A 20,922-nucleotide genomic window follows, 5' to 3' on the forward strand; every position below is an offset into this window, starting at 1 on the left:
CGGTCACCATGACTCCGTCATGGCTCCCTCCTCCGCCTTGCGATGCATCCATCTGGATCACCGCTCGCACGGAGGACGGTTCTCAGACGCGCTCTGAGGGCTGACGGTTGTTGCGGCCCGGGGCGATCACTGAGAGCGCGTCTTGGGTGAACCTAGTTCTTCGGCGGGCGCAGGCCGTCGAGCACCACTCGGGTCAGGTGGTCGTCGGCACGGGCGCCGCGGCGGCAGACCGCCACGTTGAGCACCCGCACCACCTCCGTCGGCGGCACGTCAGCGCGCAGATCGCCTTCGCGCTGCGCATCCGCCGCGATCCCTGCGATCAGCGCGTGAACCTCGGCCTCCAACTCGGGCAGTTCGGGGCGGTCCGGTTCGCCGGTGATCAGGGCCTTGGTCAGCGCCAGCGGCAAGGCCACAGAATGGTCCACGACCCGCAGCAGCGCCTCCCACGCCGGGGTGTGGCCGACTTCCGCGCGCGTGGCCTCCAGCAGTTCCCGCAGCGCGTCGACCGCGATGTCTTCCAACAGGGCGCGCCGGTCCGAGAAGTGCCGGTACAGCGTGCCGACGCCAACCCCCGCCTCCCGCGCGATGTCCTCCATCGACACGGCCTCGCCCCGCTCGCCGGCCAGTCGTATCGCGGCACTCGTGATCGCCGACCGATTGCGCCGCGCGTCCGCCCGCATCCGCACCCCCCACTAACCGGAATCTCACATTCAGCTTATGCTACCGTGGCGGAAGCGGAATATCGAATTCACATTGGAGCGACGATGCGGATCGGCCTGCACATCGGAGACCAGAGTGATCTCCAGTCCCAGATCGGACAGGTGCGCGCGGCGGCCGAACACGGCCTGGCCAGCGCGTTCTTCAACCAGGTCCTGGCCTCGGACCCGCTCACCGTCGCAGCGCTAGCCGGCGCGGCCGTGCCGGGGATCGAGCTGGGAACTGCCGTCGTGCAGACCTACCCGCGCCACCCGATCTCCCTGGCCGGGCAGGCGCTCACGGTGGCGGCCGCCACCGGCAACCGGTTCACCCTCGGCATCGGACCGAGCCACCGGCAGCTCATCGAGGGCGTGTACGGCCTGTCCTACGACCGGCCCGCGCATCACACGCGCGAGTACCTGAGCGCGCTGCGCGCCGAACTCTCGGGTACCGGCCACGTCCAGGTGCCGGGCGCGCAGTCCCCGCAGGTGCTGCTCTCCGCGCTCGGCCCGGTAATGCTCCGCATCGCGGGCGAACTGGCCGACGGCACGGTCACGGTGTGGGCAACCCCGGCAACGATCGCCGACCACATCCGGCCGAGGATCGACGCCGTGGCGAAGGATCCGCGCGTCGTGGCGGCGGTGGTGCTGAGCGTGACCGCCAGGCCGGACGCCGTGCGCGACGAGCTCGCCGGCGTGGTCGGCTTCGCGTCGGATTTCGCCAGTTACCGGGCGGTCCTCGATCGCCAGGGGCAGAGCAACGTTGTGGAGACGATCGTCGCCGGGGACGAGGACACGGTGGCCGCCGCGGTCCGCGCGTACGCGGACGCGGGCGCGACCGACGTGCTGGTCAGCCTCGTCGGCGACGACACCGAGAAGGCCAGGACACTGAAACTGGCCGGGGAACTGGCCCGCTCCCTGTAAGAGTCCCCGGGCAACTCGCCGGAGTACGGCCGGATCGCCGTCCCGCAAGCCCATCGCCCAGCACAGCATCGTCTGGAGCCGGTAGTTCACCCGTGACGGGTGAGGTGCCTGACCGGACCCGGCCGATAGATGTGGTGGACTTCGAAAGGGCTGATCGGTGATGGCTGACGATCGCGCGCGACGCGTCCGGGAGCTGATCCAACCGCTGCTGGTCAAACCCGGGTCGAAAGTGGACCTCAGCAAGGACTTCGACCCCAGGTACAAAGCGGGCTTCCTGCGGAAGCAGGACGGGCAGGAACTGCTCCAGACGGGTATCTCGCTGCTCGCCGACTACCAGCGGCGGCTGGCCGCCCAGAGCACGTACGGCATCCTGGTCTGTCTCCAGGCGCTGGACGCAGGCGGAAAAGACAGCACGATCAGGCACGTCATGAGCGGGATCAACCCGCAGGGCGTGCAAGTCAGTAACTTCAAGGTGCCCTCGGCCGAAGAACTCGACCACAACTACCTGTGGCGCTACACCTGCCGGCTGCCCGCACGTGGCGAGATCGGAATCTTCAACCGGTCGCACTACGAGGAGGTTCTGGTCGTCCGGGTGCATCCGGAGAACCTGGACCGGCAGCAGCTGCCCGAGTCGGCAAGGCGAGGCGACATCTGGCAACGCCGCTTCCGCGAGATCAACGACTGGGAACGCCACCTGTTCGACAACGGGTTCAAGATCGTGAAGCTGTTTCTGAACCTGTCGAAGGAACAACAGCGGATCCGCTTCCTCAAACGGATCGACGTGCCGGACAGGAACTGGAAGTTCTCCGCGGCCGACGTCCGGGAACGCAAGTGGTGGGACGACTACCAGAAGGCGTTCTCCGACATGCTCTCGGAAACCAGCACCGAGTGGGCACCCTGGTACGTCGTGCCGGCGGATCGGAAGTGGTTCGCGCGCATCTGCGCGGCCGCGGTGCTGGCGCACACGTTGATCGAGATCGATCCCCAGTACCCCACGGTGAGCAAGCAGCGGCTGGAAGAACTGCGCGCGGTCAGAGCGGAGCTCGAACGCGAGGCGCCGGCGGGCGCTGAATCCGACCCCTACGCGTCGGGTCGGCACCAGAAGAACCGCCAAGTCAACAAGAAATCGAAGAAATAGGGCCAACCATCCCGGTTGACGGCGATCGGAGGCCGGCATGGCCGTACAGGATCAGGGGCTGACGGCGGGCAGGGACTGGTACTCGCGAACTCCTGAGGATGTCGCAGCCGCGTTCGGCGTCGACCTGGCATTCGGGCTCTCGTCGGCGACCGCGGCCGAACGGCTTCGCGTGAACGGCCCGAACGCGTTGCCGGAGGAGAAGCCGCCGCCGGCCTGGCGGCGTTTCCTCAACGAGTACCGCAGCTACATGCAGATCATCCTGTTCGCCGCCGCCGTGGTCTCCCTGGTGATCAAGCAGTGGACCACCGCGATCCTCCTGCTGCTGCTGACGGTGCTGAACGCGGTCGTGGGGCTGCGCCAGGAAGGCAAGGCCGAAAGCGCGATGAACGCGCTCAAGGCCATGATGAAGGCGACCGCGCGGGTCCGGCGGGACGGGCTCGAAGAGGAGATCCCGGCCGACCAGCTCGTCGTCGGCGACGTCGTGCTGATCACCAGCGGGGATCAGGTGCCGGCGGACTGCCGCATCATGGCGGCGAACGCACTGCAGATCGACGAATCCGCGATGACCGGCGAGAGCGTGCCGGCGGCCAAGGACGCCGCCGCGCTGTCCGGGGACCATTTCGGCCCTGGCGATCAAACGAACATGGCCTTCATGAACTCGCCCGTGACCCACGGCAGCGCCACCGCGATCGTCACCGCCACGGGCGCGAACACCGAACTGGGCAAGATCTCCGGGATGCTGGCGGCCACGGAGCGGGAGAAGTCGCCGCTGACACAGCAACTCAACACACTGACCCTGTGGATCGCGGGTGCGGCCGGGCTCACCATGGTCGTGATGTTCGCGCTGGGCCGCAGCCGCGACCTCGCGTGGGACGTGCTGTTCGTCAGCGCGGTCTCGCTGGCCATCGCCGCCATCCCCGAGGCGCTGCCCACGGTCAGCCAGGTGATCCTGTCGCTCGGCAGCATCGACCTCGCCAAGCGGAACGCGATCGTGAAGGACCTCCCTTCGGTGGAGACACTCGCGTTCACCTCGGCGATCAACTCGGACAAGACCGGCACGCTGACCATGAACCAGATGACCGCCGTCGAGGTGGTGGACCCGACCGACCGGTACACGATCACGGGAATCGGTTACGGGCTGGACGGGAAGGTGCAGCACGCGGCCGGGACCTCCGACAGCATCGAGAACGCGATCCTGCCCTACCTCGTCGCGAACGACGCCAAGATCATCGACGGCAAGGTCGTCGGCGATCCCACTGAGGGGGCACTGCTCGTGCTGGGTCACAAGGCCGGGATCGACATCGAGGCGACCCGCGAGAAGTTACCGCGGCTGGCCACGCTGCCCTTCGACCCGTCCTACAAGTTGATGGCCACCTTCCACTCCGCCCGCGACGCCGCGGGGCGACCCGTCGTGCGGTGCTTCGTGAAGGGCGCCGCACCCGCCGTGCTGGACCGCGCGGCCACAGCGCTGTCGGGCAAGGACAGCATCCCGTGGGACTCCGCGCTGCGCGGGCGGGCGCAGGAACATCTGCGGCGCATGGGAGGCGAAGGCCACCGGGTAATGGCCGCCGCCCAGCGCGATCTCGACCCTGCGGCGTTCGACCCCGCGGGCGACCTGCTCGCCTGGATCACCGACCTGCAGCTGACCAGTCTGGTGGCGATGGTCGATCCGCCGCGCGATGAGTCCAAGCCCTCGGTGGCCAGCGCGCAGGCCGCCCACATCCGGGTCCGCATGGTGACGGGCGACGACGTCACCACCGGCGCGACGATCGCCCGGCAGGTCGGGATTCCAGGCAACGCGATCCTGGGCGCGGAGTTCGCCGCCCTTCCCGAGTCCCAGCGACTGGCCACTATCGACGACATCGGCATGCTCGGTCGCGTCACCCCAGAGCACAAGGTTCTCCTCGCCGAGACGCTGAAGAAGAAGGGCGAGGTCGTCGCGATGACCGGTGACGGGGTCAACGACGCACCGGCGATCAAGGCGGCGGACATCGGGATCGCCATGGGCAGCGGCACCGACGTGGCGAAGAACGCGAGCCGGATGATCCTGTCCGACGACAACTTCGCGACCATCGTGTTCGCCGTCGAGCAGGGCCGCAAGATCTACGACAACCTCACCAAGTACATCCGCTTCGTGCTGGTCCTACTGGTCGTGTTCGTGCTGGCCTTCCTCGGCGCGAGCCTGTTCAACATCGCCGCGGGCGAACCGTTCACGCCTCAACAGGTCCTGTGGATCCACTTCGTCGTCAACGCCCCGTTCGGATTCGCGCTCGGCTTCGACCGCGAGACACCAGGGCTCATGGCACGCAGACCCCAGCCACGCGGCCAGTCCGTGCTCACCAGGCCCATGGTGGTGACCGTGGGCCTGGTCGGACTGGCTCTCGCCGCCGAACTACTGGGGCTCCTCGTACTCGCACAGGCACGCTTCCACGACGCGCAGATCAGCAACTCGATCGCGTTCACCACGTTCGCCTTGTGCCTGATCGTGGCGGCAGTCGAATGCCGCAGTGCGACCGCCACCGCATTCACCACCGCCACCTTCGACAGCAAGCAGATGAACTGGGTGATGCTCGGTGAGTTCGTGCTCGCCGTGCTCGTCGTCCAGATGGACGCTTTCCACCGGATACTGGGCACCACCGACCTGAGCCTGCTGCAGTTCTCGTGGGCCATCGCCGCGGCCGTCGCACTGCTGCTTCTGTGGGAACTGGGCAAGCTGGTGGCCCGGCAAACACAGCCGGCAGCTGTCAACCCTGGTGCGTCCAGGTGACCGGCAGCTCGTGGACGCCGTAGATGTTCATGTCGGTCTTGAGCTTCACCTCGCGTGCGGGGATGGCGAGCTCGAGAGCCGGGAACCAGCGCAGCAGTCCCGCGAAACCGGCGCGCATCTTCGATCCGGGCCAGCTGCTGGCCGAGACACTGGTGCACGCCGTGGCCGAAGGACAGGTGACCGCGGGCCTTGCGGTGGACGTCCAGCGCGTCGGGATTCTCGAAACGCCGACCTGATCGCCGTGCGCGGCGAGCTCGGCCGTGCGTGCGAGCACTACGAAGAGGCGATCGCGGCCGTGACCGAGATCGGTGCCGTCGACGATGTCATCCGGATGCGGGCACGACAGGCGCAGCTGTACTGGGTGCTGGGTGACAAGGACTCCAGTGCGGCGCGCGAGCTGATGCGGCGCCGATCAGTGGTGCTGACGGGTGGCCTGCTGTATTGCGGCGTACGAAATGCGTTCTTGTTCGAGCCGCACAGAGCTGCCCAGGACACCCTCCACGAGGTCGTTGTAGAGGCTTGCCTCGTCGGGCAGGAGTGACTCGAGGTGGTCGGTCGTGGGGTTGGGCTCGTCGACCCATTGACCGTCGTGCGCGAGAAGCGTAGCCCGATCCATGAGCATGGATCGGGCGCCCTCGAACGTGCGGCGCACCCTGCTCAGGATCGCGAAACCATGTGTGTCGATATCGCCCCAGTAGACGAGGTTTTTGCGGGCCAGCCAGTGAAGGGGCTCCAGCCGGGATGCCGCGTATCCTTCGCCGAAGATCACGATTGCGTTGTCGACCGGCGGGAAGGCCAGGTAGGTGATTTCGTTCTCCACAACGAACACGGTGCGCACCGCAGGCGGCATAGCGGCTAGTTCGGACACCCGGACGGCGAGTTCGCTGAATCCTGGCGCCTCGGACAAGTGCCGGAACCGAACGTAGGCCGGTTTCTTCCGGAAGAGGTACCGGCCCGCGAAATCCGAGGGCGGCCTGGTGCGGTCAACTCGGTGTTCGGCGAGCAGGCAGTCCAGCAACACCGCCAGAATGGCGCGATGTCGCTCGATGAACTTGGTATCGACACCGGGTACGTCGATCTGCCGGAGATACATATCGGGACGTGCGTACGCGTCGATCCACAGTACGGTGTCGACCAGTCTGGCCCATTCACCCTTGTGCCTCAGCACTTCCATCGGCTTGGCGGACATCCAGTCGGCGATCGTCGGGGCCCTGCGCCGGGTCGCGTCCAGCAAAGCCATGCAGGTCCGCACTTCCGACTGCACGCCGAGGACGGCCCACAGCTGTTCGTAGGAGTCGATCCAGACACGGCCTGGGATCTCGTTCGTGCCGACGACCCGGCCGCCGACCGTTCTCATCTCGACACGGAGATGTCGGGCGCGCTGCCATTCCTCGACCCACGCACGTGCGTGATCCAGGTGCACGGACGTGTCCTGCGCAGTCGGCCCCCGCAACCCGATCGCCACTGGTTCCCATCGGGTTCCCCTGACGAGCTGGGACAGGAACTCGCCGCGGTCCCAACGTCGTCGCAGCTTGCCTATTACATCACCGGGTACGGTCCAGCCGGTCGGTGCCATGTCAGCTGCCCCGGGACGCGGTGCCGAGGGCATGGGCGAGCTGGCGTTGCTGGTATTCCTCGATGGTCAGGGTCTGCAACCGCGAGCTGTCGCCGGTCTTGTTGTCCACGAACCCGACTGCCGCGACGTACGGTTCGATGACGTGGATCTTCTGCAACGGTGTCACGATCAGCAGTTGCAGGCCGAGCCGCCGGAACAGTCCGAGCGCAAACCGGGTCGACTCGTCGGAACCGCGCCCGAACGCCTCGTCGATCACCACGAACCGGAAAGTCTTCGACTTGCTCGTGCCCCAGTCGAGCTTGAACTGATAGGCCAGCGACGCCGCGAGGATCGTGTACGCGAGTTTTTCCTTCTGACCGCCGGATTTGCCGCCAGAGTCGGTGTAGTTCTCGTGCTCGGTGTCATCGGCACGCCACCGCTCGGACGCGGAAAACGTGAACCAGTTGCGCACATCAGTGACCCGGCGGGTCCACAGCCGGTCCGGTTCGGTTTGCCCCTCCCTACCCCTGAACCGTTCGACGAGGGCCTTCACCTGGAGGAACTTCTGTTCGGAGTACTGGTTCGAGTCGTCGCCGCTCAGCGATCCGCTGGTGCAGTCCCGGAGATCCTTGCGGAAGTCGCGGATTTCGACGTTCACCGTGGGATGTGGCTCGAGCCGGATGAACCGGCCGGGGTTGTAGTCGATGTCGACCAGCGAGTCGTTGATGGTTTCGATCCGCTGCTTGATCAGCTCCGCCTGCTTGGTCAGCTGGGAGTGGAATCCCGCGATGTCGCGGATGGTGTTGGTGTTGAGGTAGGTCTTGAACTCGGACTCGAACCGGGGCAGATCGTCGGATGCTATCCGGTCGTGCAACGAACGGTATTCGCCCGCGGACTGCACCGAATTGTCGAATTCCTCGGTTTCCAGTGGGTACGCCTTGCGGAAATCACCCATCTTTCCGACCACACGAGCCGCAACCTTGTTCTGCCTGCCGGTGAGCCGGTCGATCTCCGTGGTGATCTCGTCGTTCACTTCGATGCGGCACGTGTCACAGTCTTCCGGGGTGGCAAGGCTCCGGGATCCGATGCGCTTGCCTACGAGAGAAAATGACATCTTTGCGGATTCGGCCGCCGGTTCGTCCAACGTGGTCTTCGTGTCGCGCAGCTGTTTCTCAGCTGCTTCGCGCTGGCCGCTGAGCTTTCCGAGTTCCGTCTGGGCCTTGTCTTTGGCCTTTTCCGCCGCCTCGATCTGCGTGCCGACGACAGCCAGCTCTGCGGTCAGTCGTTTCAGCTCGTCCGATTGCTGCTCCAGGCGGCGCTTCTCTTCGCCGAGTGCGGCAATGTGGTTCACCGAGGCTTGCCAGTCGATGTCGGCGAACCCGCTGAATTCCGCCAGCAGGGTAAGCGTGGTGGCGAGCCCGCGCTTGGCGGTCAGATCGGCCTTGACCTTCGCCGCCCGGCGGTCGAGGTCGCGCAGCCGGACCTGAAGCCGGTTCGCCTGGTCGAGCAGCGTGTCGATCTTCGCCTGGTTGTCCCAGCCCAATACGTAGTGACGGCGATCGTCGATCCCGCGGGCGTCGTCCTTCTCGTGCCTGCCGCGAGCCCCTTTGATCTGTCCGGCTTGGGTGACGGCTTTGGCGGCACGCCGGAACTCGACCATGGTGTCCACGCACTCGTAGTCGGCGCGGTGTGCCAGCTCGCGATCCAGCCATGCAGAGAACGGCGAGTCCTTGATTTCCAGCTTGGCGAACAAAGACCGCTCCGAAAGCGGCGCGGACGGCGTCTGCCCCAGCCGTTCGGGCACTCGGTAGTAGACGAGCTTGATGCCGAGATGCCGTTCGTTGATCCACTCGGAAACAGCTTCGTAGTGGTCGCTCGCGACCAGCATCGACAGCCCGAAGCTGTGCAGGAGCCGTTCGGCGGCGCCTTCCCAGGCGGCGCAGTCCACACGGACCTGGATGAGTTCGCCGGCGAATGGCAGCTCGGCGACATCCACCCCCAACGCCGCGCACAGCGCATCCCGCACGTCCAAGCTGCGCTTGGGGATATTGCTGCGCCGCTCCCGCAAGCTCAATAGTTCCGCGTTCAGTTCCTTGGCTTCGGTGCCGAACTCACGGCGTTCCACCGTGATATCCGTGAGCTGATTCTCCAGATCGGCCTGTTCCTGGTCGATAGCCGCCGTTTTGTCTGCGACATCACGCTGCCGCGCGATGAACTGGGCCGGATTCGCGACGGCAGGCAAGCCAACCGAAGTCAGTAACTCGTGATAGCGGTCGGATCGGCCCTTGCGCCGGACATGTTCCTTCTCCTCGACGGCGATCTCGGCTTCGAGCTGGCTGATGCGGTCGCCACCGCAGCCTGCGCGCTCGATCTCGAGATCGCGCTCCTTTCGGCGCAGCCATTCCAAGTCGGCCTTCGCATCCGTCAGGTTCGTCTGCTGCTCACCGATCTGACCAGCGAACGCGGTCAGACGTTCGCTCAGCAACGCCGCTTTGCGATCCGCGCAGTAGAATCGCAGGGCTTCGCGTGCGGCTTTGGCCGTCGTGATCCGCGAGTCGAGCTCGTCGTAGGCGTCGCATTCGGCGAGCAGCGGTTCGAGCAGGGTGAGCTGGGTTCGTGCCTTGAGCACGGCTTCGTGTGCCTTGGTCAGGTCTTCGAAATGGTTGACCAGCCGGTTGGTCCAGTCGGCGGCGTCGAACGGCTCCAGCATGTGGGAACGGACGAAATCGTTCAGGTTGCCGACCGACTTCATCGAAACGGTCTGGTGGAACAGCTCCATCGCTTGCTCGGACTCGATGCCGAGCCGTCGGCAGAAGTCCTTGCTGTAAGCGGGAAAGTGGTCGTGGACGCGAACATCCTGCTTGCGCAGCCTGCGCTTGAGCATCGCGACGTCCCCGCCGAAGTCGGCGAAGTCACCCGCGATCGTCAGGTCCCGGTCCGCTGTCCCGTAGAACCGGTCCGGCTGACCGACGGACGCGTCGCGAAACCAGAACACCTGTGCCAGCGTCACCGTCGAGTCGTAACCACGGTTGGTGAAGGAACCGAGGACGACCGAGAACGAGCGGCGATCTCGAAGCCCGACCGGCCGAGACGCACCGGTCGCCTCGTTGCGTTCGGACTTGTGGTAACCGAGGACGTACGAGCGGAGGTGCCGCTCTTTCGCCTCGGCTCCCGCCGCCTTGTTGTAGGAGATGCGATGGGCAGGCAGGAGCAATGTGGTGATCGCGTCGACGATGGTGGACTTCCCGGAGCCGATGTCGCCGGTCAGCAGGCTGTTGCGCCCTTCGGGGTGGAATGTCCACACCCGCTGGTCGAAGGTGCCCCAGTTGTAGACCTCCAGGCGCTCCAGCCGGTAACCGGCGAGTTCGGCCGCCTCGATGTCGAGACCGGCCGCGCTGAACAGGCCGCCCATCAGTCCTCGTCCTCTCCCCCACCGAGCTGCGCGGTGTACTCGGCGAGCCGCTGGTCGAATTCGGCCAGCCACTGCCCGTCGACGAACGCCTTGAGGATGCGCCGCACCTCGTACGCGGCCTCCTGCCCGGTGATCCGCCGCAGGAAGCCGAGCTCGACGATCTTGGTGAGCTGGGTGTCGATCTGGTCGACCAGCCGTGCCTCGTTGCTGCTCTCGGGCAGGAACATCCGCACCATCTCGACGAGCTGATCCCTGGTGAGGATCAGCCGGGTCTCAGCACCGGATGCGTCGAACTCCGCCAGCTTCTTCCGCAGCAGGGCCAGCACGAGACTCACGTGAAAGGACAGGGCACGCCGCGGGATCAGCCGGGGCAGTTTCCCGTCGTCGGCCTCGTCGTCGGGCTTCGACCGCAGGAAGGCATAACCCTCGGCCTCGTCGACGACCACGGTCAGGCCCATCACACCGACGTAGTCACGCACCTGGGCCTGCAGCGGCAACAGGTGACGCCAGGCCTTTTCCTGGCTGTCCGCGTAGACCACCCCCTTCATCAGGTGCGTGATGACCAACGGCAGGTCGAGCTCGTCTCGGCGTAACGATGTGGACACGCTGCTCATGCTAGGGGCGCTCACCGACAGAACCGTCGCTGCTCAAGGCACGCGTGAACGTCACCCGCGGTATGGTCGCCACCCGCTCCACCCCGGTGTCGTCGATCCAGCGCACCTGTTCACGCGTCGTCTCGTCGAAGACGACCTGGAAGGCCGGATCGCCGAGGGAGAGATAGCCGACCAGCTCGGCCATCCCCTGTTCGAGCGGTCGGCGCTCCAGCACCTCACTCAGCCCGACCTGGGTACGTTCGCGTAGCTCACGGCGTACGTTGCCGCACAACCGCTCACGATCCACGTAGACCTGTTCGAAGAGGGCGGACGCGTCGACGTCCTCGTCGGCCGCGGCGATGCCGGCGCTGTCCAGCGGGACCTTCTCCTTCGGGGTGTAGAGCGGACGTTCCATCGGCAGCGCGACAACCGGTGCCGTGCCGTCGAGTTCGCAAGTAAGAGCCGGGATGGGGTGCTCGCGGAGCTCGAGCGCGGACGACTCGATGCTGTGCAGGATGTCCATCACGCGGCGGTTCTCCAGCCACACCTGGTCGTCGAGGAACCGCCGCAGCTGTTCCGACAGCAGCCGCACCGTCGCCTGGGTGCGTTCGGCCGCGTCGAGCCAGTCATAGTGGATGTGCCGCATGCGCGGGTCGGGTTCGCCGACGGCATCCAGGGACTGCACCTTCTCGAGCAGGTCGGTGAGCTCGGACTGCCGTTCGTGCGAAAGGAGAAAGTCGTAGAACGTCTGGAAGCTGCGTCCCTGATCCGAGTCGGCGATGGTGGTGCGGTTGCCGACCACCTCGTCGAGCAGCTGCCCCTTGCTCCCCTCCCACCCGGCGATGCGCGCGCGAAGTGCCCGATCGAGCCCACGGAAATTGGCTTCGACCTCGCGGAAGTCGGCCAGCAGCTCACGCGCGGTCGCGGCGAACTGCTGGTAGCGATCCCGCTGCGCCGAATCGTCGAGCACGGCGAAGTCACCACCGGCGACCCGGTTGATCTCGGCGTCGAGCTCGGTGCGCCGCCGGTGCAGCTCGGCCAGCCGGACGTCCGGATCGGTCTCCGCTCCGTAGGCCATCTGGCGCAGCAGCTCGAAGATCGTGTTGAGGCGGGATTCGGTGCCCACGAACGAGCGTGCCCGAAGCGAATCGACCCAGGTCAGCGCCTTCTCCACGGCCGGAGTCGCATCGAAATGCACTTCGTCGGAACCGGTCGGGTAGTACTTGCGCAACCACCCGTTCCCCGGTGCCGCCCAATCGTCCAGGTAAGCCTTGGCCGGCTTGGGAAACGTGCCTTCGCCGAGCCTCTCGTTGAGTGCGTACAGCTCGTCGTCCAGCCGACTGACCAGCGCGGTGGCCGAGATCGACCGGACATTGTCGTCGACGAAGACCTTCCTGAGGAACCCGAGCACCAGCGGCGCGTTGTCGGCGCGCAGCAGCCGCCACGCCGGATCGTTGCGGCGCAGGGAGTCGAGCTCGTCGAAATCCATCAGCGATTGCCGGTCCCTTTCGATGCGGTCTGGCGGGTCGATCTTTCGCCATCTTGCCCTCGACTTGCGAATGTCGCCGGGTGCCCAGTGTTCCCGAGCGTGTTCTCCTCTGTCGATCTCGCCCGGATCGCGGACCTGTGCAACGTGACGGTCGACTGGGACATCATGGCCCTCGGTTATCCACAACCATGGCAGGCCCGTGGTCCGAACCTCAGCCGGGGAGGATATATGTCGAGCAAGGTCGATCGCTGGCTTGTGATGCCCTGGCACGAGTCGACGAGGCGGGACGCCCGGCGGCGCTTCACGCTCGCGCACGAACTCGGCCACCTGCTTGCCGGCGATGACCAGGATGTCCACCCGCCTTCGCGGTGCTGGCGTGCGATCTGATGGTGACTGCCTTCGCGCTCGCCTACCGTTTGCTCCACCTACGCCTGATCGACGCAGGAACCCGCGACCGTTACAAAGCCATGCTCGCTGCCAAGGCAGCGAGCATGGCCCCGCCCGCGGCGACGAGTTCGCCCAACGCGTCACGCAAGCCGGCACATCGCGCCCGCCTGGGCTTCTGTGCAACTTCGCGTCAATAAACCGGCGAGCCGATCGAGATCGATGATGGGGCTGAGATCCACCTCTCGCTCATGTAGTAAGCGAGAGGGTTACTCTGAATACAAGACCGCAGGTCAGAACGCAAAAAAATGGAATTCTCGGTGGACCTTGGGGACCTTATTCGAACACTGAACCGCAGCTCGGGGTCCGGGGGCGAAGCCCGGGTCTGTAACAGACCCCTCCCCGCGGCTGTGGCGGGGTCGTCAGTCCCCGGACATGATGGTGGTCGGCAGACTCAGCAGCTGTTCCCTGTCGCCGTAGGTTGTTTCCAGTATCAGGTGCAGGGCATCGCCGCCGTCGTGATAGGCGTACTCGAGGTCGACGTCAGCGCTGACCCTGATGTGTCCGCCCATGAGCGCTGGCAAACCGGATTCCTCCAGTCGCACACGCATTCCGGCGGGATCGTCGCTCCGGCACTGGATGTGGTGCAGTCCCTGCCCGTTGCTGTCCAGGAATTCCTGGTAGGGGCTGGGGCCGAGCGGTTCGATGATCTCGAAGTCGACCTGGCCGACGCGGGTGAGGGCGGTGCGCATCGCGTACGTGGCCGGGGTTCCACGAACCGCTGTGCTGTGATGCGCCAGCTCGCGGAAGTCATAGACCCGCCATGGTCCCCAGCCCAGGGCACGGCGGTACGCCCGGATCGTGGCCTCGAGGTCACGCACCACAATGGCGACCTGCACGACGGACATGGCCGACCTGTCAGGAGTCGAATCGTCAGGCATGAGAATCTCCTTGGCTGGTGGGATTTACTGGAGTGGCAGGCGAGAGGTTTCCCGCATCCGCAGGACAACAATGAGCGAGACAAGTCCACCAGCGATAAGCATGAGTGCCGGTGATGTCGTGTTCCCGGTGCCGGCGATCAGCCACGTCGCGATGAATGGCGCGGTGCCGCCGAATAGCGCGGTGGCGACGTTGTTTCCGATGGCGAACCCGGTGTAGCGCACCCGGGTGGGAAAGAGCTCCGCCGCCATCGCGGTGCCCGGTCCGAAGAAGAACGCGAACAGCGCGGCGAAAACCAGCTGGGCGACCAGGACAGAGGTGAACGTTCCGTTGGCGAACAACAGGATCAGCGGATAGGTGGCGATAACCAGCCCAGCGTTGAAGATGATCAGCAATCGTTTCCTGCCAACGCGGTCGGACAGTGCCCCGAGCACGGGGATGAGTGCGAGCAGGAGCGCGAGTGCGATGGTGTTGCTGAGCAGCGCCTGCGAGGCGGGCAGTCCGAAGACGGTGCTGGCGTAGGTGGGCATGTAGATCAGCAGGATGTATGAGGCGATTCCGGGGGAGATGTAGAAAAGGCCGCACGTCAGCACGGCGCGGCCGTGTTCCCGGATCGCTTCCACGATGGGAACCCGGGCGACCTCCGAGGTGGTTGCCAGGCGCTGAAAGGCGGGCGTGTCCTCCAGCCGCAGCCGTAGGTAGAGGCCGACGGCTGCCAGCAGCGCACCGAGCAGGAAGGGCAGCCGCCATCCCCAGTCGTTGAACGCCGCCTCGGGCATGGTCGCACGCAGCAGCGCGGACACCCCGGAACCGGCCAGCAGCGCCAGAATCAACGCGAACTGCTGCCAGCTGGTGGCGAGTCCCCGGCGGTTCGCCGGCGCGTATTCCACGAGGAACGCTGAGGCTCCCGCGTTTTCCCCGCCGGTGGAGAAACCCTGCATGAGGCGGGCGAAGACAAGCAATATCGGCGCCCAGACCCCGATTGCGGCATAGGACGGAAGGGCGCCGATGATCAGCGAACCCAGTCCCATCATCAGGATTGACACCGACAGGACCGTGCGCCGGCCGATGCGGTCACCGAAGTGCCCGAACACCAGGCCGCCGATCGGGCGGGCGGCGAAGGCCAGCGCGAAGGCGGCGAACGCGGCCATCACCGAGGCGACCGGGTCTGAGGTCGGGAAGAAGTGGGTGCCGATAATCGCCGCGAAGTAGCCGTAGACCGTGTAGTCGTAGTACTCCACGAAATGGCCGACAGTCGCGGCCATAACCGCTCGGCGCCGGTTGGGCGGGTCCACTTGCGAGACGACGTTGGTGGCGGGCGGCGCCACGCTGCGCTGCGCATCCGTCATGGCTTGCTCTCCTTGACTGGGGGAATCAGAGAGTGGATTCAGCGAGTTGCGGTCTGGCGTGGGGACTTGATGTTGGATTTGGAGCCCACCCGGTCACTCGCGGTCCGGCCAACGCCGGCCCGGGCGTACTCGGCCCGGCGTCAGTCGTGTTGTGGCCGCCATCACGCTAGCGATTGTTCATGAACGTTACAAGAGAAAGTTCGCAACTTTTGCCGATCTGACTGTTAGATCGGCCGAAACTAGTACTAGTATCGACGGCTGAAGGTCGCGAGCTGCTCGGTTTGAGGTGGGAGGTTGCCATGGAATCGGCTGACATCGTGGGCAGCTGGGAGATCGTGGACTGGGTGCAGGACTACGACGACGGCCGGACGGTGTACCCGATGGGCGCTCGGCCCCGCGGCGTCCTGGTGTACACATCGGACGGACGAATGCTGAGCATGGTGTCGGCAAGCGACCGGCCCCCATTCGCGACCGGTGGGCAATGGGATGCCGACGACGCCGAGAAAGTGGCCGCCTACCAAAGTTTTCTGGCTTACTGTGGAACGTTTTCCGTGTGCGGCGACCAGGTGCGACACCAGGTCGACCTGAGCCTCTTCCCGAACTGGGTCGGTGCCGAGCTCGTCCGGACCGCCCGGTGGCGCGATGGCGAACTCGAACTGCTCGCACGGCTGGAGGACGGAACCCCCGAGGCGCGTACCGCCCGGCTGCGCTGGCGCCGGGCGGTGGCATGAGTGCCGTGCCGGCGTCGCAGGGCCTGTTTCAGCCAGTCAGGTTCGGGCGGGTGTGTTCAGGCGATGTCGTCAACCGGGGGCGAGGCCTCGGGCATATCGTCGCGGATCATGTCCCGCCGGTGCAGGCTCAGCGTTTTCTCCAGTGCGTCCGAGTTCTGGTCCCGGATCGCCGCGACCATGTTGGCGTGCACCTCGATGTTGTGCCGCAGGAGCTTGTCATGGCCGGCGATGTACTCGGCACGCACGAGGCTGTCGGTCAAGATCGCGGTGATGGCCTGGTGCAGGCCGACGAGCGCGTCGATCCGAGATGCCCTCGCGATAGCCACGTGTAGCCGCATGTTCGCGTTGAGATAGCTATGCGCGTCCGAAGAGGCTCCACGGATCTCGTCGAGCGCCCATTCCATCGCGCGAATATCCTCAGGCGTTGCCCTGCTGAGGGCCACGCGCGCGAACACGTCCTCCAGGTAGGCGCGCGCCTCGAAAAGTTGCCGTGGATCCTGGTTGCCGCCGCGAAACCACAGGTCCATGCCCGCGAGCCGGACGTGGGGCGTGTGACTGGCGACGAAAACACCGCCGTTGACACCAGGCTTCACCGTGATCAGGTCACGGTCACGCAGGATGCGCAACGCCTCGTTCATGACAGAAGGACTGACCTCGAAGCGCTGGATCAGTTCCGTGCGGAGCCCGACTCGTGATCCGGCGGGGGCACGAGAAGTCAGGAGTTCGGTCTCGATCTCATCGGCCACCTGCTGGGCCCGTGAGCTGTTCCTCGCCACCTTCGCTCCCTTGGTGTCAGTCGCGACTCGCCGTCCACGATTGGGTGCGTTCATAGTATCACGTTTGGTCATAATTGGACTGCCCAGCCAGCGGGTTCGAGATTTCGCCCTGCCAACGCGTTGAATTGTTCATAGATAATAGCTACGCTCTCGTTCATCCCAGACGACGCCGGCCACGGGCCGGCCGGAGGTGGATCAATGACGATCGCGAGCGATCACGTCGTGGGCAACCGGATTCGGGCTGCCGGTATCGACACGTACTACCTGGACAGCGGAACCGGTGAGCCGGTCGTCCTGCTGCATGGATCCGGACCAGGTGTCTCGGCATGGGCCAACTGGATGCACACGATTCCGGGACTGGCCAAGCGATTTCGGGTGCTCGCACCCGAACTCGTCGGCTACGGCAGCACGGAACGGCCGGCCGACATCCGCTACGGCGTGCGGACGTGGGTCGACCACGCGCTCGGCTTCCTCGACGCACTCGAGCTGCCCCGGGTCTCGATCGTCGGGAACTCCATGGGCGGTTTGGTCGCGCTGCACATCGCACAGCGCAGTCCCGACCGGCTCAACCGCATGGTGCTGATGGGAGCGCCCGGGATCGGGATGGTGCCCACCGAAGGCTTGGCGGCCTTACGCGCCTATGAACCGTCGCCACGGGCCATGCGGGAGCTCATGACGAACTACTTCGCCTTCGACCCCTCCATCGTCACCGACGATTTGGTGCACGCACGATATCAGGCCAGCGCCGCGCCGGGGGTGCAGGAGACCTACCGGGCCATGTTCCACGACCCCCGCCACACCGGCGACAACCTCGTGCTGGACGAGGACCGGGTGCGCGGTGTGCAGACACCGACGCTGATCGTGCATGGCCGTGACGACAAGATCATCCCGGTCGAGGTCGGCTGGACGATGGCCGGCCTGCTACCTCAGGCGCGCCTGCATGTCTTCCCGCGCTGCGGCCACTGGGCACAGATCGAGTGGGCCGCCGAGTTCGTGAACCTGATCAGTGACTTTCTCGGCGGCGCCGACCCCACCGCCGCGCGCGACCCCGAGCGCGATCCAAAGGAGGAGAACTGATGGCCGACATCGTGGGCGCGTACGCGCTGACACATTCGTCGTTGATGGTGGGCCAACCCGAACTCGTCGCAGACGAGCTGCGGGAGGCCTGTTACGCCGCCTATCACCGAGTCCGGCAAGAACTTGTGGAGTCCAAAGTAGATGTTCTGGTGGTGCTCGGCAGCGACCACTTCAACAGCTACTTCTACGATCTCTTTCCTCAGTGGTGTGTCGGACGCGCCGACAGCTACGAGGGCTGGGCCGACAACATGCCCATGTACAAGCTGGCCGGCCATCGCAAGCTAAGCGCCGACGTGATCGACGGTTTGCTCGACCGGGGCTGCGAACCGGCCCTGTCCGAGCAGATGCGGCTGGACCACTCCTTCCTCAGCCCGCTGCACTTCATCACACCGGACATGGACCTGCCGGTGGTCCCGATCTTCCAGAACTGCCTGAGCAGGCCCTTCCCCCGGCTCGCCCGGTCACTGGCGTTCGGGCGGGCGCTCGGCGAGGCGATCCGCGCCAGCGCGGTGGACGCCAGAGTGGCGGTCATCGGCACGGGTGGGCTTTCCCACTGGATCGGCGGCCCCGATCATGGCCGACTCAACCCAGAGTTCGACCGGGAGTTCCTGGATCGCTTCGCCCGCAACGATGTGGACTGGCTGACCGGGTTCAGTGACGAGGACATCGAGCGGCACCTCGGCAGCGGCGGGCACGAGGTCCGCAACTGGCTCACGGTGCGGGGCTGTCTGCCAAACGGTGCGGTCGAACGGTTCTTCTACGAACCCATTGAACCATGGTGGATCGGCGCCGCCGTCGCCGCCGTGCGAACCGGGGAAGCACGATGAGCACTTACCAGGTCATGAAGCTGCTGCGGGACTGGGCACACGATCCCGCCGCCGCCCAGCGCGCGCGGGCCGCCACGATTGACGACCTCACCGACGATTACGGGCTGAACGCCGACGAGGCGAAAGCTATTGTGGACCGTCGACTCGATCTGCTCAGCGAACTCGGCGTGCATCCTGTTTCCCTTGTGCAGTTCGCCCGCGCCTTCCAGTTCTCACTGGTGGACAGGTGGGAGGAACTTGGTCGCCGTGAGCCAGAAAATAGGAGGTCAGAACGATGAATGGTGAAGGCGTGCTACACATTGTGTCGTTCACCTGGAACGACAACGCCACCGCACAGCAGATCGACGAGATCGAACAGTCCCTGCGGAACTACGCCCGCCGCGCTCCCGGAATCCTCTCGTTCCACTGTGGACGTGATATCGGATTGGTCGATGGGAACGTTGATTTCGGTGTCGCCGCGTCCTTTCCGGACGAAACGGCTTTCAAGGCCTACCGCGAACATCCTGATCACCAGGAGATCGTCCGCGCCATCATCCCGTTGCTGGCGCGTTCGTCAGGCTTGCAGATGCGTTCAAGCGCTGATCCTTCTGCTGACCACAGGGAGATGACATCATGACGGAACCGGCATCGACCACGCCCTCGGGTGACTTCACCAACGAGTCGGACATCTCCGTGGTCCAGGTCGCCATCGTGGTGCGAGACCTGGACGCGACTATTCGCTCCTACCGCAAGACACTCGGTTGGGGGCCCTGGCGCGTCTACGATTTCCGCGAGCTTGACCACCGCGACACGGTGTTTCACGGACAGCCGGTGGATTACTCGATGCGGATCGGCACCGTCTCCGTCGGCGGTGTGTATTTCGAGGTGATCCAGCCCACCGGGCCCGGACCGTACCAGACCTTCATCGACGAGCAGGGCGAGGGGTTGCACCACATCCAGGTACGCGGAGACGACGCTACGGCGACCCGGAAGCGGCTTGACGAGGCCGGACTGCCACGGCTGATGAGTGGCCGCATCGTCATCGATTCCGAAACCGACCTCGACTACGTCTTGCATGACGGCGGTGACGAGCTGCATCTGCTGGTCGAAACAACGGCGGGTGACCGGCAGCGGCTGCTTGGGATGCCGCAGCAGATCGTGTCCGGCGACTGAGTAGCCATGGAATTCTGGTCCGAAGTAGACGACCTCAGGTCCGTCGACGCGTACCGCGAACAGGCTCGGACGATACTGCCGCCGCGGATCTTCGGGCTCATGTTCGGCACCGAACGAGATCCGGTTGGCCGGACGGATGCCGCCAACCGGGCCGCATTCGACGCGGTCCAGCTCAGGCCGAGAGTGCTCATCGACGTCAGCACGACTCGCGTGACCACCAGGATACTGGGGCACGACGTGGCTTTGCCGGTCATGCTCGCGCCGATCGGCGCGGCTGCCAGGGTGCATCCCGACGGTGAGCTGGCCTCGGCGCGCGCCGCCGGTTCCCACGGCGTGATCACCGTGGTCAGCGCGGTGTCCAGCCATGGTCTGGGCGCGGTGAACTCGGTCGCCAGTGGTCCGGTGTGGTCACAGCTCTACTTTCTCCGGGACCGGGGTCTGCTGCGGACACTTGTCGAGCACGCCGTCCGGACGGGTTGTGCCGCACTGGTCGTGACCGTCGACAACCCAGGCGTGGTGACCCAGGAACGTGCCCGGCTGCGGTCGGCCGAGGGCCAGCGTGCCTGGGGCACGTTCGCTGAGCTGGAGCTGCCCGCACTGGCCAATGACAGTGGCCTGCTGGTGGAGAACGTCGACCCGGCACTCACCTGGCGCGATCTCGAATGGCTTCGCTCGCTGACCGACCTTCCCATTGTGGTCAAGGGAATCCAAACCGCCGAGGACGCGCGATTGTGTGCCCAGCTCGGGTTCGCCGGCCTCGTTGTGTCCAACCACGGCGGGCACTGTTTGCCGGACACGCGGGGCACCGCGGCCCGGCTTCCCGAGATCGTCGCGGCGGCGGGAGAGGTCGAGGTGTACCTCGATGGCGGCATCCGGCACGGCCTCGACGTACTCAAGGCACTGGCCTTGGGCGCCAGAGCGGTGCTGATCGGCAGGGCCCAGTACTGGGGGCTTGCCGTGGCCGGGCAGGCCGGGCTGTCGCGGGTGCTCGGGCTGCTCACCGAAGAACTCATTGCCGCGATGAGGCTGTGCGGGGTTCCCGATATCGGGCGGCTCAGTCCCGCGCTCGTCCACCCCGCGCCCGCGGAACCAGTTGGCTAGAACAAGGAGTGGG

At 65.7% G+C, this 20,922-nt stretch carries 18 protein-coding genes and 2 pseudogenes; 10 read left to right on the forward strand and 10 right to left on the reverse strand.

Annotated features, from left to right (window positions below):
- Nucleotides 1–152: 152 nt before the first annotated feature.
- Nucleotides 153–680 (reverse strand): helix-turn-helix domain-containing protein, encoded by a 528-nt coding sequence (locus ABZ863_RS29775; protein ID WP_358542357.1) that lies wholly within the window; start codon nucleotides 678–680, stop codon nucleotides 153–155.
- Nucleotides 681–764: 84 nt separating this feature from the next.
- Between ABZ863_RS29775 and ABZ863_RS29780 the strand changes: the two genes are divergently transcribed.
- From ABZ863_RS29780 to ABZ863_RS29790, 3 genes are all read left to right on the forward strand, one after another.
- On the forward strand, nucleotides 765–1,619 hold the full coding sequence (locus ABZ863_RS29780; RefSeq protein WP_358542359.1) for a TIGR03564 family F420-dependent LLM class oxidoreductase: 855 nt from the start codon (nucleotides 765–767) through the stop codon (nucleotides 1,617–1,619).
- Nucleotides 1,620–1,779: 160 nt separating this feature from the next.
- Entirely contained in the window at nucleotides 1,780–2,757 is a 978-nt protein-coding gene (locus ABZ863_RS29785; protein ID WP_358542362.1) for a polyphosphate kinase 2 family protein, read from the forward strand.
- A 37-nt stretch (nucleotides 2,758–2,794) separates the two neighbouring features.
- On the forward strand, nucleotides 2,795–5,524 hold the full coding sequence (locus ABZ863_RS29790; protein ID WP_358542364.1) for a cation-transporting P-type ATPase: 2,730 nt from the start codon (nucleotides 2,795–2,797) through the stop codon (nucleotides 5,522–5,524).
- On the opposite strand, the pseudogene ABZ863_RS29795 reads toward ABZ863_RS29790, so the two are convergent.
- The 8 genes and pseudogenes from ABZ863_RS29795 to ABZ863_RS29830 form a co-directional block, all read right to left on the reverse strand.
- Nucleotides 5,502–5,754 (reverse strand): annotated as a pseudogene (locus tag ABZ863_RS29795) (cytochrome P450); the annotation flags it as partial. The gene ABZ863_RS29790 and the pseudogene ABZ863_RS29795 sit on opposite strands and share 23 nt — an antisense overlap.
- Before the next feature lie 182 nt (nucleotides 5,755–5,936).
- Nucleotides 5,937–7,100: a Wadjet anti-phage system protein JetD domain-containing protein gene (locus ABZ863_RS29800; RefSeq protein WP_358542367.1), complete on the reverse strand. Its 1,164-nt coding sequence runs from the start codon at nucleotides 7,098–7,100 to the stop codon at nucleotides 5,937–5,939.
- Nucleotide 7,101: 1 nt separating this feature from the next.
- Nucleotides 7,102–9,963 (reverse strand): SbcC/MukB-like Walker B domain-containing protein, encoded by a 2,862-nt coding sequence (locus ABZ863_RS29805; protein WP_358542491.1) that lies wholly within the window; start codon nucleotides 9,961–9,963, stop codon nucleotides 7,102–7,104.
- Between the two features lie 342 nt (nucleotides 9,964–10,305).
- Nucleotides 10,306–10,491 (reverse strand): annotated as a pseudogene (locus tag ABZ863_RS29810) (ATP-binding protein); the annotation flags it as partial.
- Nucleotides 10,491–11,096, reverse strand: coding sequence for a DUF4194 domain-containing protein (locus ABZ863_RS29815; RefSeq protein WP_358542369.1), 606 nt, complete (start codon nucleotides 11,094–11,096; stop codon nucleotides 10,491–10,493). The gene ABZ863_RS29815 and the pseudogene ABZ863_RS29810, both read right to left, overlap by 1 nt.
- 10 nt (nucleotides 11,097–11,106) lie before the next feature.
- Nucleotides 11,107–12,930 carry a DUF3375 domain-containing protein gene (locus tag ABZ863_RS29820; RefSeq protein WP_358542371.1) on the reverse strand — a complete coding sequence of 608 codons (1,824 nt, stop codon included), beginning with the start codon at nucleotides 12,928–12,930 and terminating at the stop codon, nucleotides 11,107–11,109.
- 449 nt (nucleotides 12,931–13,379) lie between these two features.
- Nucleotides 13,380–13,898: a VOC family protein gene (locus tag ABZ863_RS29825; protein WP_358542374.1), complete on the reverse strand. Its 519-nt coding sequence runs from the start codon at nucleotides 13,896–13,898 to the stop codon at nucleotides 13,380–13,382.
- Between the two features lie 24 nt (nucleotides 13,899–13,922).
- Complete coding sequence (locus tag ABZ863_RS29830; RefSeq protein WP_358542376.1) at nucleotides 13,923–15,245, reverse strand: MFS transporter; 1,323 nt, start codon at nucleotides 15,243–15,245, stop codon at nucleotides 13,923–13,925.
- A 299-nt stretch (nucleotides 15,246–15,544) separates the two neighbouring features.
- On the opposite strand from ABZ863_RS29830, the gene ABZ863_RS29835 reads away from it, so the two are divergent.
- Nucleotides 15,545–15,976: a lipocalin-like domain-containing protein gene (locus tag ABZ863_RS29835; RefSeq protein ID WP_358542379.1), complete on the forward strand. Its 432-nt coding sequence runs from the start codon at nucleotides 15,545–15,547 to the stop codon at nucleotides 15,974–15,976.
- Between the two features lie 56 nt (nucleotides 15,977–16,032).
- On the opposite strand, the gene ABZ863_RS29840 is transcribed toward ABZ863_RS29835, so the two are convergent.
- Nucleotides 16,033–16,752, reverse strand: a complete 720-nt coding sequence (locus ABZ863_RS29840; protein ID WP_358542382.1) for an FCD domain-containing protein — start codon at nucleotides 16,750–16,752, stop codon at nucleotides 16,033–16,035.
- Between the two features lie 198 nt (nucleotides 16,753–16,950).
- Between ABZ863_RS29840 and ABZ863_RS29845 the strand changes: the two genes are divergently transcribed.
- From ABZ863_RS29845 to ABZ863_RS29870, 6 genes are read left to right on the forward strand one after another with little or no spacing between them, the layout of a single operon-like run.
- On the forward strand, nucleotides 16,951–17,829 hold the full coding sequence (locus ABZ863_RS29845; protein WP_358542385.1) for an alpha/beta fold hydrolase: 879 nt from the start codon (nucleotides 16,951–16,953) through the stop codon (nucleotides 17,827–17,829).
- Nucleotides 17,829–18,656, forward strand: coding sequence for a hypothetical protein (locus ABZ863_RS29850; protein WP_358542388.1), 828 nt, complete (start codon nucleotides 17,829–17,831; stop codon nucleotides 18,654–18,656). Before ABZ863_RS29845 ends, ABZ863_RS29850 begins: the two co-directional genes overlap by 1 nt.
- Nucleotides 18,653–18,934 (forward strand): hypothetical protein, encoded by a 282-nt coding sequence (locus ABZ863_RS29855; RefSeq protein ID WP_358542390.1) that lies wholly within the window; start codon nucleotides 18,653–18,655, stop codon nucleotides 18,932–18,934. Before ABZ863_RS29850 ends, ABZ863_RS29855 begins: the two co-directional genes overlap by 4 nt.
- On the forward strand, nucleotides 18,931–19,272 hold the full coding sequence (locus tag ABZ863_RS29860; protein WP_358542393.1) for a Dabb family protein: 342 nt from the start codon (nucleotides 18,931–18,933) through the stop codon (nucleotides 19,270–19,272). The genes ABZ863_RS29855 and ABZ863_RS29860 overlap by 4 nt, the downstream gene beginning before the upstream one ends.
- The gene (locus tag ABZ863_RS29865) at nucleotides 19,269–19,808 is read left to right on the forward strand and encodes a VOC family protein (protein WP_358542396.1); all 540 of its coding nucleotides are present in this window, start codon (nucleotides 19,269–19,271) and stop codon (nucleotides 19,806–19,808) included. Before ABZ863_RS29860 ends, ABZ863_RS29865 begins: the two co-directional genes overlap by 4 nt.
- A 6-nt stretch (nucleotides 19,809–19,814) precedes the next feature.
- Nucleotides 19,815–20,909, forward strand: a complete 1,095-nt coding sequence (locus tag ABZ863_RS29870; RefSeq protein ID WP_358542399.1) for an alpha-hydroxy acid oxidase — start codon at nucleotides 19,815–19,817, stop codon at nucleotides 20,907–20,909.
- The last annotated feature ends 13 nt before the right edge of the window (nucleotides 20,910–20,922 follow it).

It is taken from the genome of Saccharomonospora sp. NPDC046836 (genome assembly GCF_040645195.1).
In the GTDB taxonomy this organism is placed as follows: Bacteria; Actinomycetota; Actinomycetes; order Mycobacteriales; family Pseudonocardiaceae; genus Prauserella_A.

Bases quoted from the DNA above. Each gene is read 5' to 3' on its own strand.
- ABZ863_RS29785 (WP_358542362.1), top strand. From the start codon at position 1,780: ATGGCTGACGATCGCGCGCGACGCGTCCGGGAGCTGATCCAACCGCTG.
- ABZ863_RS29850 (WP_358542388.1), top strand. From the start codon at position 17,829: ATGGCCGACATCGTGGGCGCGTACGCGCTGACACATTCGTCGTTGATG.
- ABZ863_RS29835 (WP_358542379.1), top strand. From the start codon at position 15,545: ATGGAATCGGCTGACATCGTGGGCAGCTGGGAGATCGTGGACTGGGTG.
- ABZ863_RS29860 (WP_358542393.1), top strand. From the start codon at position 18,931: ATGAATGGTGAAGGCGTGCTACACATTGTGTCGTTCACCTGGAACGAC.
- ABZ863_RS29775 (WP_358542357.1), bottom strand. From the start codon at position 680: ATGCGGGCGGACGCGCGGCGCAATCGGTCGGCGATCACGAGTGCCGCG.
- ABZ863_RS29805 (WP_358542491.1), bottom strand. From the start codon at position 9,963: ATGCTCAAGCGCAGGCTGCGCAAGCAGGATGTTCGCGTCCACGACCAC.
- ABZ863_RS29845 (WP_358542385.1), top strand. From the start codon at position 16,951: ATGACGATCGCGAGCGATCACGTCGTGGGCAACCGGATTCGGGCTGCC.
- ABZ863_RS29790 (WP_358542364.1), top strand. From the start codon at position 2,795: ATGGCCGTACAGGATCAGGGGCTGACGGCGGGCAGGGACTGGTACTCG.
- ABZ863_RS29825 (WP_358542374.1), bottom strand. From the start codon at position 13,898: ATGCCTGACGATTCGACTCCTGACAGGTCGGCCATGTCCGTCGTGCAG.
- ABZ863_RS29865 (WP_358542396.1), top strand. From the start codon at position 19,269: ATGACGGAACCGGCATCGACCACGCCCTCGGGTGACTTCACCAACGAG.
- ABZ863_RS29800 (WP_358542367.1), bottom strand. From the start codon at position 7,100: ATGGCACCGACCGGCTGGACCGTACCCGGTGATGTAATAGGCAAGCTG.
- ABZ863_RS29855 (WP_358542390.1), top strand. From the start codon at position 18,653: ATGAGCACTTACCAGGTCATGAAGCTGCTGCGGGACTGGGCACACGAT.
- ABZ863_RS29870 (WP_358542399.1), top strand. From the start codon at position 19,815: ATGGAATTCTGGTCCGAAGTAGACGACCTCAGGTCCGTCGACGCGTAC.
- ABZ863_RS29780 (WP_358542359.1), top strand. From the start codon at position 765: ATGCGGATCGGCCTGCACATCGGAGACCAGAGTGATCTCCAGTCCCAG.
- ABZ863_RS29830 (WP_358542376.1), bottom strand. From the start codon at position 15,245: ATGACGGATGCGCAGCGCAGCGTGGCGCCGCCCGCCACCAACGTCGTC.